This is a genomic window from Nonomuraea cypriaca (genome assembly GCF_015645445.1).
Lineage (GTDB): Bacteria > Actinomycetota > Actinomycetes > Streptosporangiales > Streptosporangiaceae > Nonomuraea > Nonomuraea cypriaca.
Window position 1 is genome coordinate 1 of record NZ_JADOGI010000246.1, and the last position, 15,117, is coordinate 15,117.

The 15,117-nt window shown below is 72.4% G+C and carries 8 protein-coding genes and 1 pseudogene; 6 read left to right on the plus strand and 3 right to left on the minus strand.

Annotation, left to right across the window (positions count from 1 at the left end; translation table 11 throughout):
* Positions 1-2,821, plus strand: a 2,821-nt coding sequence (locus ITP53_RS46365; RefSeq protein WP_207757393.1) for a hypothetical protein, incomplete at its 5' end; no start/stop codon positions are given.
* 60 nt (positions 2,822-2,881) lie between these two features.
* On the opposite strand, the gene ITP53_RS46370 is transcribed toward ITP53_RS46365, so the two are convergent.
* On the minus strand, positions 2,882-3,991 hold the full coding sequence (locus ITP53_RS46370; RefSeq protein WP_195901860.1) for a DUF5925 domain-containing protein: 1,110 nt from the start codon (positions 3,989-3,991) through the stop codon (positions 2,882-2,884).
* Positions 3,992-4,049: 58 nt separating this feature from the next.
* Positions 4,050-5,798, minus strand: coding sequence for a serine/threonine protein kinase (locus ITP53_RS61775; protein WP_236051961.1), 1,749 nt, complete (start codon positions 5,796-5,798; stop codon positions 4,050-4,052).
* Positions 5,799-5,893: 95 nt separating this feature from the next.
* On the opposite strand from ITP53_RS61775, the gene ITP53_RS46385 reads away from it, so the two are divergent.
* From ITP53_RS46385 to scpA, 5 genes are all read left to right on the plus strand, one after another.
* Positions 5,894-7,759 carry a CASTOR/POLLUX-related putative ion channel gene (locus tag ITP53_RS46385; protein WP_195901861.1) on the plus strand — a complete coding sequence of 622 codons (1,866 nt, stop codon included), beginning with the start codon at positions 5,894-5,896 and terminating at the stop codon, positions 7,757-7,759.
* A 19-nt stretch (positions 7,760-7,778) separates the two neighbouring features.
* Entirely contained in the window at positions 7,779-8,717 is a 939-nt protein-coding gene (gene mtnA, locus ITP53_RS46390) for an S-methyl-5-thioribose-1-phosphate isomerase (RefSeq protein WP_195901862.1), read from the plus strand.
* Between the two features lie 82 nt (positions 8,718-8,799).
* Positions 8,800-9,564, plus strand: a complete 765-nt coding sequence (locus tag ITP53_RS46395; RefSeq protein WP_195901863.1) for a peptidoglycan recognition protein family protein — start codon at positions 8,800-8,802, stop codon at positions 9,562-9,564.
* A gap of 59 nt (positions 9,565-9,623) precedes the next feature.
* The gene (locus ITP53_RS46400; protein WP_195901864.1) at positions 9,624-11,453 is read left to right on the plus strand and encodes a methylmalonyl-CoA mutase family protein; all 1,830 of its coding nucleotides are present in this window, start codon (positions 9,624-9,626) and stop codon (positions 11,451-11,453) included.
* Positions 11,450-13,597, plus strand: coding sequence for a methylmalonyl-CoA mutase (scpA, locus tag ITP53_RS46405; protein ID WP_195901865.1), 2,148 nt, complete (start codon positions 11,450-11,452; stop codon positions 13,595-13,597). Before ITP53_RS46400 ends, scpA begins: the two co-directional genes overlap by 4 nt.
* Before the next feature lie 77 nt (positions 13,598-13,674).
* Here the strand turns inward: scpA and ITP53_RS46410 are convergent.
* A pseudogene (locus ITP53_RS46410) lies at positions 13,675-15,117 on the minus strand (hypothetical protein); the annotation flags it as partial.

Consider the following 15,117-nt stretch of genomic DNA (forward strand, 5'->3'; position numbering starts at 1 on the left):
GGCGGGGGAGTCAAGGGGTGTGTGGGAGGAGGTGGTGGCGGCGGTCGACAGCGGGGATCTCGAGCGGGTGGCGGAGTGCGTGCTCGGGCTGGATGAGAGCGCTCGGCGGGAGGTCGCGGTCGCGTTGCCCGGCTACATCGCCGTGGCGGCGCGGCGGGCCGAGATGCGACGGCTGGAGCGGCGGGCCAGGTGGGAACGCGAGGGGGATGCGGCCTGGGAGGAGCACGTGCGCCGGGCCACCCGCGCGGGCCGGCGCGTCGACTTCCGCGAGCGCCGGCATTGGCACACCCCCTGGAACCCGCTTCGGGAGCCGTCGCGCGACGAGAGCTGGATCGAGCCGATGCGCGTCGCCGGCGCGGGCGTCCTCGGCGGCGCGGCGGCGGTGGTGGCCTGGCTGCACCGCCGCGAGCTACGGGACGGCCGGGGCGACACCGCCGTCATTGGTCGCGTCCTGTCCGTACGCCCGCCCGAATGGCGGGCCGACTTCGCCACCCGCGCCGCGCTCAAGATCCGTGCAAGCGGAAGGGGGTCACGTGGCGGCGACGGGGACGCGCTGGCCCTGGCCATGCTGCGGACCAGCGGCGTCACCCCGCCCGAGCACGACCCCCTCGTGGTCGCCTGGGCGAGCCGCGCGCCCACCGCCGCGGCCCTGCGCGAGGACCCGCTGCTCGACCACCTCCTGCCCAGGCTGTTCGAGGCGGAGGGCGTCGGCAGGGCGCTGCGCGACGAGCGGGCCGACCCGCTCACGCCAGGCACCTGGCTGGCCTCGCTGAGGGCGCTGGAGAGCGAGGGCAGGATCGGGCGTGATCTGCTGCTCGACGGGTGCGTGCGGCGGTTTCTGCTCGGTGGGTCCGCCCGCGACCTGCGGTTCTTCGTACGCCTGCACGAGCTGCTCGAACCGGCGTACGACGAGGTGGCCAAGCGGGCCCGCGACTACCTGCGGCTGCTGCCGGCCGCGCCGGGGCCGGTGGCGGAGCCGGCGCTGCGGCACCTGCGCGGGCTCGGCGAGCTGGAGCCCGCCGAGCTGTCCGAGGCGATCAGGGCGCTGTCGTTCAGGGCGGAGCGCAAGCTGGTGACGGGCGGGCTGGCGTGGCTCGACGAGGTCGCGCGCACGTCGGACGGCGACCTGGACGAGCTGGCGCCCGCCCTGGGGTACGCGTTCGCCTGCGAGTCCGCCGACGTGCAGGGCAGGGCGGTGCGGCTGGCGATCAAGTACGCCAAGCGGTTCACGCCCGTGGGCGCGCAGGCCGTCAGGGACACGATCGGGACACTGCCGCAGGAGCTCGGGGAGACGCTGGCGGCGGTGTTCGGCGGGGAGGCGGCCGAGGAGGAGCGCGGCGACGACGGGTTCATGGCGGTGCCGCTGCCGCCACCGGTGCGGGCAGTGGCCTTCCCGCCACCGGTCCGTACGCCCGCCGAGCTCGGTGACATCCCCTACCGCGAGGGATGGACGGCCACGGAGGTGTGGCTGGCCGGGATCGTCCGGCTGTCCGCACTCGACCGCCCGGGACTGGTGAAGAGACTGGCGCGGCTCGTGCGGCTGTCCGCCCTCGACCCGGCCTCGACGGGTACGCAGGCCGGGATCGTCCGGCCGCCTGGCGAATCCAGGGAAGGTCCCCGGCTCGACGTCGGGTGGTGGTGTGAGCGGATCGCCCGGCTGATCCTGGGGGAGGAGGACGGCATCCCCGGCCTCCCGGCGCCCGCGTCGGTGTCGGCGCCGCACCTGTTCCTGCTGCGCCGCTGGGCCGAGGTCGCCCACGGGGCACGGGACGGGACGCTGCCGCCGTACCTGCTGGCCGAGCCCACCGAGGGGACCGGTCACCTGGAAGCGGCCGAGTTCGTGGCCCGGCTGGAGGGGTACGAAGCGGCCGGCGTCCAGGCCATGCCGGCGGACCTGCAGCAGGCGTTGCTCCGGCTGCCTCGCGAGATCCCGCCCGAGGTGGTGGCACGGGCCGCGCGGTTCACCTCCGACGCCGGCCGTGAGGCGGCCCGGTGGATGTACTCGCGGCCCGAGCCGGTCACGAAGGCCGGCTGGTCGAGCGGTGGGCGGCTCAACCCGCTGATGACCGGCCAGGGTCGTCCTGGCGGCATGGAGGAGTATCACGACGATCTCGAACCGGCACGGGGGACGACCCCGGATCTGCTGCCCGCCATCCGGGTGGAGCCGACCGGGCTGCCGCTGGTCGACGACCTGTTCGCCGAACCCGCGTGGCACCGGTGGGAGGAGCACGGCCGGTACCTGACGTGGTGGCCGTACCTCATGCCGTCCGATCGGGAGGTGGTCGCGCAGCACCTCCTGCCCCACCTGCTGTACAGCTGGAACCGACCGGCGGAGGTCCGCGCGGCGCAGGCGCGGGCACTGGCGTTGGCGGGCGGGCCCGTGGGAGAGGGGGTCGCTCTCATACAGGCGTACTTCGTGGCCGACCGGGCCTGGGGCAAGCCGGAGGCGCGGGCGGGGCTGGTGCTCGACATGGCCGCTCGGGGTGATCTGGCCGCCGAGGAGCTGGGGCGGCAGCTGGCGCTGCTGCTGCGCCGGACGTGGTTCAAGCCCGGGCCGGTGTTGGAGACGCTGGAGAGCGCGGCCGTGGGCGGGGCCCACCGGGAGGTCTGGCGGGTCATGACGGGGTTCCTGCCCGCGTTCCTGCCGGGGGCGGGGCATCGGGCGCACGCGCGGCACGCCCAGGCGCTCGCCTTCGCCCTGCGCGCGGCGCGGTGGGCGGGCGCCCGGGGGGCGGTGCCGTGCGTGGCCGAGATCGCGGCCCGCAAGGCGTCGAACAACTTCGTCCGCGAGGCCCGGCGGCTCCACACCCACCTGACCTGACCACCCCATGCCCGGCGCGGTCCGTCGATGGGCCGCACCGGGGGTCCGGTGGCGGGGGTGTCAGAGGTAGAGGCCCGTGGATTCGTCGCCGCCTGCCGGGGTGTAGTCGCGGCCCGCGCGGATGGCGTACAGCTCCGCCAGCGTCGCGCCGGACGCGCCCACACCCTGGGACGAGCCGAGCCACGTGACCGCCTCGTCGCGGCTCAGCGGGCCGACCTCCACCTGCGCCAGGCACCGGCCGGGCCGGACGACGGCGGGGTGGAGGCGGGCGAGGTCCTCGTTGGTGGTGATCGCGACGAGGACGTCGCGGCCCTGGCCGAGCAGCCCGTCCGTCAGGTTGAGCAGCCGCGACAGCCCCTGGCCCGCCTGCGCCTTCGCGCCCGAGCTGATCAGCTCGTCGCAGTCCTCCAGGACGAGCAGCCGCCAACGCTGCGCGTCCTCGTCGGTGTCGTAGCCCACCGCCACCTCCATCAGGTAGCCGGGCTCGTTGAACAAGCGCTCCGGATCGAGTACGCAGTCCACCTGGCACCAGTCGTGCCACTGCTTGGCCAGCGTGCGCAGCAGCGTGGTCTTGCCGGTGCCCGGCTGGCCGTGCAGGAGGATGAGCCGGCCGTTCACGTCGGCCGGGGTGATCGACATCAGCCGGTCGAGGGACGGCCGCACCTTGCCCGAGTAGTTCTTGCTGATCTCGGACCAGGGCTGCGCGGTGATCGGCTTCTCCGAACGGGTGCCGCCGTGCATGCCCCGCCACCAGAAGCCCATCTCGACGTGGTCGACGTCGGGCATGGCCTCTTCCGCGCCGTCGATGCTCTCCTGGAGCACCGTCTTGGCCAGCTCCTCGTCCACCGCCGTCACGCTGACGGTGGCCGTGCGGTTGCGGTGGCGTACGACACGCAGGGTCCAGCCGTCACCGCAGATGAGCCGCGACTCCGAGCCGTCCTCGACCCGGGCGGTGCGCAGCACGCGGCCTCCGGCGGGGCTGAGGGTGGCGTCAGGGCGTACGCGCTCCAGATTGGCCAGGCGCGACCACGGCTGGACACCTGTCGCGAACGGCGACAGCGCCAGCGCGTCGATGACGTCGATGGCGGAGTCGGCGTCGTCGATCCAGATGTTCATCGGCAGCTCGGCGGTGTCCGGGCTGGGGAACGGCACCTCCCTGATCACAGACATATCTTTTATGATCTCCGTCTCGGGACCGGATGTCGAAGGATTTTGACTGGGGATCCGCTTAGTTCTTGTTGAGAGTACCCGTCTGTGTGATGAGCCCCGGTCCTGGTTCGTCCCGCCAGGTATAGGTGAGCGTGTCGCCCTTCATCGCCAGCCGGATCGTGCCTGGGACGCAGTTGTCGTCGTTCCTGCCCAGGTAGAAGGTGAGCTGTTCGGCCTCCACCTTGGTCAGCGTGATGGTCGCCTGGCACTCGTAGCTCGCGTCCTCTTCGGACCAGCGCGCGGTGGATTCGCCTTCCTTCAGCTCCACCTCGTTGTCGGCGCCGTCGGGGTCCATCGGGTTCGTGCTGGTGGTGTGCCCGGACCAGTCTCCCTCGAAGGCGGCCGGGATCTTCAGGTCCGGGTTGACCGTCGGGTCCACGGGGAGGTCGGCCGAGGCTTCCGGCTCGCTCTCCGTCGGAGACTCCGCGGCCTCCGTGGGCTCCGTGGACTCAGTGGGTGGCGCCGTGGTTGAGGGCGCCGTGGTTGAGGGCGCCGTGGTTGAGGGCGCCGTGGTTGAGGGCACCGTGGTTGAGGGCGCCGTGGCCGACGACTCCGGGGCGGACGACTCCAGGGCGGACGGGGACCGCTCGACGTTCGTGGTGGGGCCGCGGTTCATCAGCAGGGCCGCGGCACCGGCCGCGCTCAGGACGACCACCGCCGTCACAGCGCCGATCACCACGCCCCGCGAGCGGGCCGCCCGCGCGGTATCCGTGGTCATCGCCGGACCCTGCGGCCCGGTGTTCCCGCCGTCACGCGAGCCCGCTGGGCCGTGTGGTCTGGCGTTCCCGCCGTCATGCGGGCCCGCCGGCCCGTGGGCCATCGGAGCCGGGAACCCCCGCGCCCCTGCCCCGGCCGCAGGCCCCTGTGGCCCGGAGCCCTGTGGCCTCGAGCCCGGCGGTCGTAAGCCTTGTGGCCCTGGGCCCTGTGGTCCCGTGGGGAGGGGGTGGTGGCCGGCGTCGGCGGGCAGGCCGGGCCGGGCGTTGGGGGTGACCAGGGACACCATGAGCTGCTGCGCCGTAGGCCGCCACGCCGGGTCCTTGGCCAGACAGGACGCGATCACCTCGCGCAGCCGCGGCGGCAGCGGCGACAGGTCAGGCTCGGCGTGGAGCACCCGGTTCAGCACCGCGGCCACGGTGTCCGCCCCGAACGGGCTCATCCCCGTGGCCGCGTACACCATCGACGCCGCCCACGCGAACACGTCGGAGGCCGGCGCCGCGGGCGAGCCGTTGATCTGCTCGGGCGCCAGATACGCGGGCGTGCCGATCAGCCCCGAGGTCACGGTCGCCGCACCCTCGGCCCTGGCGATGCCGAAGTCCACCACGCGCGGCCCGTCGGGACCGAGCAGCACGTTGGACGGCTTGAAGTCGCGGTGCACGACCCCGGCGGCGTGGATGGCCGCCAGCGCGGTGGCCGTGCCGACGACGAGGCGTTCGAGCTCGCCGCCGCGCAGTGGGCCGCGCTCGCGCACGCGGTCGGCCAGCGAGGGGCCGTCCACGAACTCGCTTACCACGAACGGCCGCGGCCCGCCGGTCGAGACGTCGATCACGCGGGCCGTGCAGAAGGAGGCGATGCCCTCCAGCGCGTTCAGCTCGCGCGCCAGCCGCGCCCTGGTCTCCTTGTCACCCGTGCTCAGCAGCTTGATCGCGACCGGTTCGCCGTCGTCATCGTGGGCGAGGTAGACCACACCCTGCCCGCCTTCGCCGAGACGCCCGGCGAGCCGAAAACCGCCCAGCGACGCCGGGTCGTCCGGTGTGAGGGGGTTCGCCATGGCCGATACGTTACCTGTCGCCATGCGGAAGCAAAGATCCATCGGTACCTTATGACGTTGAGCCAAATCACTCCATAGGCGGAGGTATCGGGGAAGTGTCGAAGGTCACGTTCCGTGAACGTGTGCGGTACTGGTTCGACAACACCATGTCCAAGGGCACGGCGTCGTTGATCGGCTGGCTGGCCATGGCCTCGGTGGGGCTCATCGTGGTGGTGACCGTGCTCACCCTGTGGGTCGCGCCCAACGAGCCTGAGGGGGTGTCAGGCCCCGGCGAAGTGCTCTGGATCGCTCTCATGCACGCGCTCACGCCGGGCAGGGTGGCCAGCGACCAGGGTTCGCTCCCGTACATGACCGTGATGTTCGCCTGCTCCCTCGGCGGCCTGTTCATCGTCAGCATGCTCGTCGGCCTGCTGGCCAACGGGCTCAAGCAGAAGGTGGACCGCCTGCGCCGAGGCCGTTCGCGGGTCGTGGAGTCGGGCCACACGGTGGTGCTCGGATGGTCGGACCAGGTGTTCACGATCGTGGCCGAGCTCGTCAAGGCGCACGCGAGCGAGAAGAACTCGGTCATCGCCGTGCTGGCGGAACGCGACAAGCTGGCCATGGAGGAGGACATCCGCGAGCGCGTCGGCGACCTCGGCGGGACCCGCCTGGTCTGCCGTACCGGACGGCCCACCGAGCCGCGCGACCTGGCGCTGATGAACCTGGCCGTGGCCCGCTCGGTCGTCGTGCTCTCGCCCGAGGGAGAGGACCCCGACGCGCACGTCATCAAGATCCTGCTCGCCCTGGCCAAGCGCAAGGGCGCCCACCCGCCGGTGGTCGCCGCCCTGACCTCCAGCCGCAACATCGCCGCCGCCCGCCTGGCCGGCGGCGAGGACGTGCACCTGGTCGACTCCGACGACACCGCCTCCAGACTCATCGTGCAGTCCTCCCGCCAGTCCGGCATGTCCGTGGTGTGCATGGACCTGCTGAACTTCGACGGCGGCGAGATCTACCTGCGGACCCCGAAGAAGCTCCTCGGCGTCACGTACGCCGACGCGCTGCAGGCGTACCAGACCGCGGCCGTCATCGGCCTGCGCCGGCCGTCCGGCGTCGTGCTGAACCCGCCCATGGACACCGTCATCAACGACGACGACCAGGTCATCGTGATCGCGCACGACGACTCCCACGTCCGCCTGGCCGCCGGCAGGCACATCGTGGACGAGACCGCCATCGCCGTATCGGTGACGACGCCGACCGATACCGAGCGCACGCTGCTGCTCAACTGGAACGGCCGGGCCGAGCAGATCATCCGCTACCTCGACGGCTACGTCGCACCCGGCTCCGTCCTGGAGGTCGCCGCCGACCACCCCAAGGCCGGCACGAACCTCGCCGGGCTGCGCAACCTCACCGTGAACGTCAAGGACTGCGACACCACCGACAGGTACGCGCTCGAATCGCTCGGCGTCGGCCTGTTCCAGCACGTCATCGTGCTCTCCGACGACCGCTTCGACGGGGATCACTCCGACACGCGCACCCTCATGACGCTGCTCCAGCTCCGCGACATGCAAAGCGCCCTCGGCGAGCACTACTCGATCGTCAGCGAGATGCACGACGAGAGCAACCGCTCACTGGCCGAGGTCACCGAGGCCGACGACATCGTGATCAGCGACACCGTCATCGGCCTGCTGCTCGCCCAGCTCGCCGAGAACCGGCACCTCGCGGACGTGTTCGCCTACCTGTTCGACTCGCGCGGGTCCGAGATCTACCCCCGCCCCGCCGCGAACTACGTCAAGACGGAGATGGCGGTGACGTTCGCCACGGTCGTCGAGGCCGCGGCGCGCAGGGGCGAGACCGCCATCGGCTACCGCGACTCGCGGGCCCGCAACGACCCGCCGCACTACGGCATCGTCCTGAACCCGCCCAAGGCGGACACCATCACGCTGAGCGAGCCGGATTCGGTGATCGTGCTGGCCGAACGCTGAGCGTACTAGCGTCTGACATGTGAGGACCATTGACTGGGTCGACGGCGGCGTTGAGCTCGTCGACCAGACGCTGCTGCCCGACAAGTGCGTGATGCTGCGCGTCCACACGGTCGACGACCTCGTCGACGCGGTCCGGCGGCTGGCCGTGCGCGGCGCGCCCGCGCTCGGCGTGGCCGGGGCACTCGGCGTCGTGCTGTCCGGCGGCGACCCCGGCCAGATCGCCAGGCTCCGCGCCGCCCGGCCCACCGCCGTCAACCTCGCCTGGGGCGTCGACCGGGCCGCCGCCCACCTGCACGAGGGCCGCGAGGCGGTGCTGGCCGCCGCGCTGCGCGTCCGCGACGACGACATCGCGGCCTGCCGCGCCATGGGCGAGCGCGGGGCCGGCCTGCTCGAAGGCGACCGGCTGCGGATCATGACCGTGTGCAACACCGGCGGGCTCGCCGCCGTCGAACGCGGCACCGCGCTCGGCGTCGTGCAGACGCTGCACGAGCGCGGGCGGCTGGCCGAGGTGCTGGCGCTGGAGACCCGGCCGCTGCTGCAGGGCGCCAGGCTCACGACCTGGGAGCTGGCCAGGATGGACGCGCCGCACCGCCTCATCGCCGACTCCGCGGGGCCTTACCTGCTGGCCAAGGGCGAGGTGGACGCGGTGCTCATCGGCGCCGACCGCATCGCCGCCAACGGCGACACCGCCAACAAGATCGGCTCGTACGCGCTCGCCCTCGGCGCCGAGCGCGCCGGGGTGCCCTTCGTGGTGGTCGCGCCCGAGTCCACGATCGACGAGAACACCCCGTCGGGCGAGCACATCGAGATCGAGGACCGCGGGCCCGACGAGATCGTGTCAATCCGAGGTGTACGCGTGGCGCCTGAGGGAACGCGGGCGTTGAACCCGGCGTTCGACGTGACCCCGCACGATCTGATCAGCGCGATCGTGACGGAAGAGCGAGTGATCAGGCCGTAGACGAAAATCTCCCATCTCCGGGACCTGTCCGCGCCGCTCACGTTACGCTCGGTAGCCCCGACCATGACTCTCGGAGACCACCATGGCCATTGACCTGGTGTTACGGCGCGACTGGAGCGCTCGTGCGCCGCACGGCGATTACACCCAGCTTGAATCGACCAAGGGGGTGAAGGTCCACTACACGGGCGGCAGGGTCGACCCGGGCATCGTCTCCGACCACGACGGCTGCGTGGCTCTGGTGCGCTCCATCCAGGCGCATCACCTGGACGGCAACGGCTGGGTCGACATTGGCTACTCATTTGTGGCATGTCCCCATAAACGCGTGTTCGAGGGGCGCGGATTGCACCGGCTGCCCGCCGCGAACGGCCCCGGTCTCAACGCCGGCCACTACGCCGTGCTCGCGCTGGTCGGCAGCTCCGGCCTGGTGGAGCCGCCGGACGGGGTCCTGCACGCGATCGTCGACGCCGTCGAGTACGCGCGCGAGCTGGGGCACGCCGGCAAGGAGATCAAAGGCCACCGCGACGGCTATGCCACTGAATGTCCCGGCGACTCACTCTACAGCTGGGTCAGACGGGGCGCGCCCCGGCCAGACGGCCCCACACCACCTCCCGAGACGCCGTCGTTCCCTGGGCGGCTGCTCAGCTACCCGCCGGTGACGCGCGGTGAGGACGTGCGCACCTGGCAGCGGCAGATGAGCAGACGCGGGTGGGAGCTCGCGGTGGACGGCGCGTACGGCAGCCAGTCACGCGACGTGTGCCGCGGCTTCCAGCGCCGGCAGGGCGTGGTGGATGACGGGATCGTGGGACCGGTCACGTGGCGGCTGGCCTGGGCGGCCCCTTCGACCTGACCCGCCCGGGATCGCCCCGGAGTTACGGTGTTCGCGGCGCTGGGCCTACTATCCGAACCATGGAACTGGCAGCGCGGTTCGCGTCCACCACCCGCGACGGCTGGCGGGCGCTGGCGGTCGAGGTCCTGCGCAAGTCGGGGGCCGAGGCGGCCTCGCCAGAAGAGGCGTTGTCCACCGCCACCTACGACGGGGTGACGGTCGCACCGCTCTACGACGTGGACGACCTGCCGGGCGATCCCGGCCTGCCCGGCGCGCCGCCCTATGTCCGCGGGGCCCGCGCCGTCCCTGGCTGGGACGTGCGGCAGCGGCACGCCGTGCCCGACCCCGACGCGCTGCAGGCCGACCTGGCGAACGGCGTCACCTCGCTGTGGCTGGTCATCGGCGACGACGCGATCCCGGTGGACGCGCTGGCACGGGTGCTCGACGGCGTCTACCTGGAGCTGGCTCCGATCGTGCTGGAGGCGGGGACGCGGACCGTACAGGCCGCCGAGGCCCTGCTCGCCCTGGCCCGCTCACGTGGGGGCGCCCTGAGCGGCAACCTCGGCGCCTCCGGCCCGGCAGGGGCCGAGCTGGCCGCGCGCTGCGCCGCCGAGTTCCCGGACGTGCGGGCCGTCACCGTGGACGCCACGCCCTACCACGACGCGGGCGGCAGCGACGCCGAGGAGCTCGGCTGCTCGATCGCCCAGGGCGTCGCCGAGTTGCGGGCGCTCACCGGCGCCGGGCTCTCCGTGGAGCAGGCGCTGGGGCAGCTCGAGTTCCGGTACGCCGCCACCGCCGACCAGTTCGCCACCATCGCCAAACTGCGGGCCGCCCGGCGGCTGTGGGCCAGGGTCGCCGAGGTGTGCGACGCGGCCGGACACGGCGGCCAGCGCCAGCACGCGGTGACGAGCTCGGCCATGATGACCGCCCGCGACCCGTGGGTGAACATGCTGCGCACCACGCTCGCCTGCTTCGCCGCCGGCGTGGGCGGGGCGGACGCGGTCACCGTGCAGCCGTTCGACGCCTGCCTGGGCCTGCCTGACGACTTCTCCCGCCGCATCGCCCGCAACACGCAGTCGCTGCTGCTGGAGGAGTCGGGGCTCGGGCGCGTCATCGACCCCGCGGGCGGCTCCTGGTACGTCGAACGCCGCACCGCCGACCTCACCGAGGCCGCCTGGGCGTGGTTCCAGGAGATCGAAGGAGCTGGAGGCATCTCGGCGGCGGCCGGGCTGGTCTCCGAGCGGATCGCCGCCACCCGGACGCGCCGCGCCGGCGACATCGCCCGCCGCCGCCTCCCGATCACCGGCGTCAGCGAGTTCCCCAACCTGCACGAAAAGCCCCTCCGCCCGCCCCAGCCCATCGGACAGGCGACGGCGGACGTGTCCGGTGAGCCGGTGGCGGAGGAGGCCGGGGTGCCGAGTTCGGCGCGCGGAGCCGGGCTCGCCGGGACGGCGGGTTCGGCGCGGGGAGTCGGTGGGCTGCCGAGGGTGCGGTACGCGGCCGAGTTCGAGGCATTGCGGGATCTGGCCGACGCGCAGGCCGAGCGGCCGAAGGTGTTCCTCGCCACCATCGGCCCGCTGGCCGCCTACACCGCGCGGGCGGCGTTCGCGGCGAACCTGTTCCAGGCGGGCGGGCTGGACACCGAGACCGCCGGCCCCGGCGCGGACCCAGAGCAGATCGCCACCGCGTTCGCCGTGAGCGGGGGCACCGTCGCCTGCCTGTGCTCCAGCGACAAGCTCTACGCCCAGCACGCCGCCCCCGTGGCCCAAGCCCTGCGCAAGGCGGGCGCGAGGAAGGTCTGGCTGGCGGGTAGGGGATCGTACGAAGGCGTGGACGCGAACCTCCACGCGGGCTGTGACGTGCTGGCCGTGCTCCGCGAGACCTTCCACGACCTGGAGGTGACCCGATGATCCCGGACTTCTCCGGCATCCCGCTCAACCCCCTGCCCAAGGACGCGACAGCGGCCCAGGAGCGGGTCGGCGCGGTGTGGGAGACCCCCGAGGGCATCGGGGTCAAGCCGCTCTACACCGCGGGCGACCTCGAAGGGCTCGACTTCCTGCGGACGTACCCGGGCGCGGCGCCGTACCTGCGCGGGCCCTACCCCACCATGTACGTCAACCAGCCCTGGACCATCCGCCAGTACGCGGGCTTCTCCACGGCCGAGGACTCCAACGCCTTCTACCGGCGCAACCTGGCCGCCGGTCAGAAGGGCCTGTCGGTGGCCTTCGACCTGGCCACGCACCGCGGATACGACTCCGACCACCCCCGGGTGGCCGGCGACGTGGGCATGGCCGGGGTGGCGATCGACTCGATCTACGACATGCGGCAACTGTTCGAGGGGATCCCGCTCGACCGGATGTCGGTGTCGATGACCATGAACGGCGCCGTGCTGCCCGTCCTCGCGCTGTACATCGTGGCGGCCGAGGAGCAGGGCGTCCCGCCGGAGCAGCTCGCGGGGACCATTCAGAACGACATCCTCAAAGAGTTCATGGTCCGCAACACCTATATTTATCCACCGACGCCGTCGATGCGGATTATTTCGGATATTTTCGCTTATACGAGTGAGAAGATGCCGAAATTCAATTCCATCAGTATTTCTGGGTACCACATTCAGGAAGCCGGTGCCACGTGCGACCTCGAGCTGGCCTACACGCTCGCGGACGGGGTGGAATACCTGCGTGCCGGGGTCGCCGCCGGGATGGACATCGACAGCTTCGCGCCGCGGTTGTCGTTCTTCTGGTGCATCGGTATGAACTTCTTCATGGAGGTCGCGAAGCTGCGCGCCGCGCGGTTGCTGTGGGCTAACCTCGTTTCCGGATTTAATGCGAAAAATCCGAAATCTCTGAGCCTGCGTACCCACAGCCAGACCTCCGGCTGGTCGCTGACCGCGCAGGACGTGTTCAACAACGTGGTCCGCACCTGCGTCGAGGCCATGGCCGCCACCCAGGGCCACACCCAGTCCCTGCACACCAACGCCCTCGACGAGGCACTGGCGCTGCCCACCGACTTCTCCGCGCGCATCGCCCGCAACACCCAACTCCTCCTCCAGCAGGAGTCGGGCACCACGCGGGTGATCGACCCCTGGGGCGGCTCCTACTACGTCGAACGCCTCACCCACGACCTCGCAGAACGCGCCTGGGCCCACATCCAGGAGGTCGAGTCCGCCGGCGGCATGGCCAGGGCGATCGAGGCGGGCCTGCCCAAGCTGCGCATCGAGGAGGCGGCCGCCCGTACCCAGGCCCGCATCGACTCGGGCCGGCAGCCGGTCATCGGCGTGAACAAGTACCGTTCCGGCGCCGACGAGGTCATCGACGTGCTCAAGGTCGACAACAGCGCCGTACGCGCCCAGCAGCTCGCCAAGCTGGCGCGGCTGCGGGCCGAGCGGGACGACGACGCGGTACGGCGCGCGCTCGACGCCCTCACCAAGGCCGCCGACGACCCCGCGCCCGGCCTGGAGAACAACCTGCTCAAACTGGCTGTGGACGCCGCGCGCGCCAAGGCCACGGTGGGCGAGATCTCCGAGGCGCTTGAGCGGGTGTTCGGCAGGCACGCCGAGCAGGTGCGTACCATCACCGGGGTGTATCGCGAAGAGTCGGGCTCCGCGGCCTCCGTCGAACGCGCCCGCCGGGCCTGCGCCGACTTCGCGCGGGCCGAGGGCCGCCGCCCGCGCATCCTGGTGGCCAAGATGGGCCAGGACGGCCACGACCGGGGCCAGAAGGTGATCGCGACCGCCTTCGCCGACCTGGGGTTCGACGTGGACGTCGGCCCGCTCTTCCAGACGCCGGAGGAGGTCGCCAGGCAGGCGGTCGAGGCCGACGTGCACATCGTGGGCGTGTCGTCGCTGGCCGCCGGGCACCTCACGCTGGTGCCCGCGCTCCGCCGGGCGCTGGCCGCCCTCGACGCGCCCGACATCATGATCGTGGTGGGCGGCGTCATCCCGCCCGGCGACCACGACGAGCTCCGCGCCGCCGGCGCCGCCGCCATCTTCCCACCCGGCACCGTGATCGCCGACGCCGCCCTCGACCTGCTCACCCGTCTCCACAGGCATCCGTAGGCCGCGCTCTCGCCCTGCTCGCCCGCCTCCGGACACGTGGGCCGTGGCCTCGGCCTGCCCGGTTGGTGTGGGAGGCGTCAGTAGGCCGTGGTCTCGCACATCGTGACCGAGATGCTGCGCTGGAGGGCGATGGGGGAGGTGATCCGTAGTGTGACGCTGTGGGTGCCGCTCGTGCTCGTGAGGTCGGGCGGGAAGGACAGGTAGCGGCGGCCGTCGGCGGGGATGAGCGCCGAGGAGCGGTTCACGGTCGTGCCGTCGATGATCCAGGCGTACCTGATGGTCATCGGGTCGCCGGTGCGGGTCACCAGCGCCTGGAGCGTCACCTCGCCGCCGGCGAAGCAGTCGCCGTTCGCGGTGCCGTTCGCTCGCAGGGAGGTGAGCCTGAGCCCGCCCGTGGCGGGGCTGGTCGTGGTGGTCTGCACGGCGCTGGGCGTGCCGTCGGACTGCGGGGTGGGCCTGGCGGTACGGGTCCGCCTGGGCCGCTGGGTGGGCGTCGCCGTCTCCGAGCGCGCGGTCGTGGGAGCGTCGGTCACGACGGCCACGGTCGTGGTCTTCGGTGTGGGTGTCGTGGGGGTGAGCCACACGATGGCGCCGGCCAGCGCCAGCACGGACACCCCCGACATGCCGGTGACCGCCACGATCTTCACCCGGCGCCGCGCCCGTGACCGCTTGGGCGCCGGCTGCTGCCCATCGGCCGGCACCAGGATGTCCACCAGCGCCGAGTGCCCCGCCAGCGCCTTCCCGTCCGAGGCCGTCTGCCCGGTCGTCGCATGTACGTCCAAGGCCGCCTGCCTGGCCTGCCCGCCCGAGGCTCCTTGTCCGGCGGCCGCATGCCCGTCCGAGGACGCCTGCCCGGCCGTCGCATGCCCATCCGATGGGGCGTGGTGGGCCGGTGGGCGTCCGTCCATGGAGGAGTGCTGGGCCTGCGGGTGCCCGGCCGTGGAGTCGGTCCAATGGCCGGTCCCGTGGTCGGCCCTCTGGTTGGCCCCCTGGTTGGCGCGGTGGTCCATTCCGAAAGAGGGCGGGTGCTCCGCGGGGCCCGCGAGCGGGAACGGGGCCTGGTGCGTGGCCTGGAGCGGCGCGGTGACCTGCCCCGGCCCTTCCTGCGTACCCGGCGCCGACCGGTGCGCGTAGCCCTGGGTGGGGTCCGCCGGCGTCGTGTAGCCCTGCGCCTGGTTCGCGTGCGAGAACGGCGGCGCGGAAGGCTGGGACCGGTCCGCTGACGATGCCGGTGTCGCGGAGCGCTGGGCCGGGCTTCCGTGGGATGGCGACGACGCGGAGTGCGGGGCCTGGCTTCCCCGCGGGAGCGACGCCGCGGAGTGCTCGTCCTGGGCTCCGTGTGGGAGCGACGCCGTCGGGTGCCGGTCCTGGGTTCTGCGTGGGAGCGGGGGCGCGGCGGGCTGGGCCGGGTTGGCGGTGTCCTGGGAGCGGGCTCCGGTCGCCTGGTGACCGGCGGTGGTGTCCAGGTCGAGGGTTTGCTGCCAGGCCGAGGACCGGGTGGGGGACGGTGATTGGGTGGC

Excerpts from the sequence above, each read along its gene's own strand:
- ITP53_RS46370 (WP_195901860.1), bottom strand. The coding sequence starts at position 3,991 with ATGTCTGTGATCAGGGAGGTGCCGTTCCCCAGCCCGGACACCGCCGAG.
- ITP53_RS61775 (WP_236051961.1), bottom strand. The coding sequence starts at position 5,798 with ATGGCGAACCCCCTCACACCGGACGACCCGGCGTCGCTGGGCGGTTTT.
- ITP53_RS46395 (WP_195901863.1), top strand. The coding sequence starts at position 8,800 with ATGGCCATTGACCTGGTGTTACGGCGCGACTGGAGCGCTCGTGCGCCG.
- ITP53_RS46400 (WP_195901864.1), top strand. The coding sequence starts at position 9,624 with ATGGAACTGGCAGCGCGGTTCGCGTCCACCACCCGCGACGGCTGGCGG.
- scpA (WP_195901865.1), top strand. The coding sequence starts at position 11,450 with ATGATCCCGGACTTCTCCGGCATCCCGCTCAACCCCCTGCCCAAGGAC.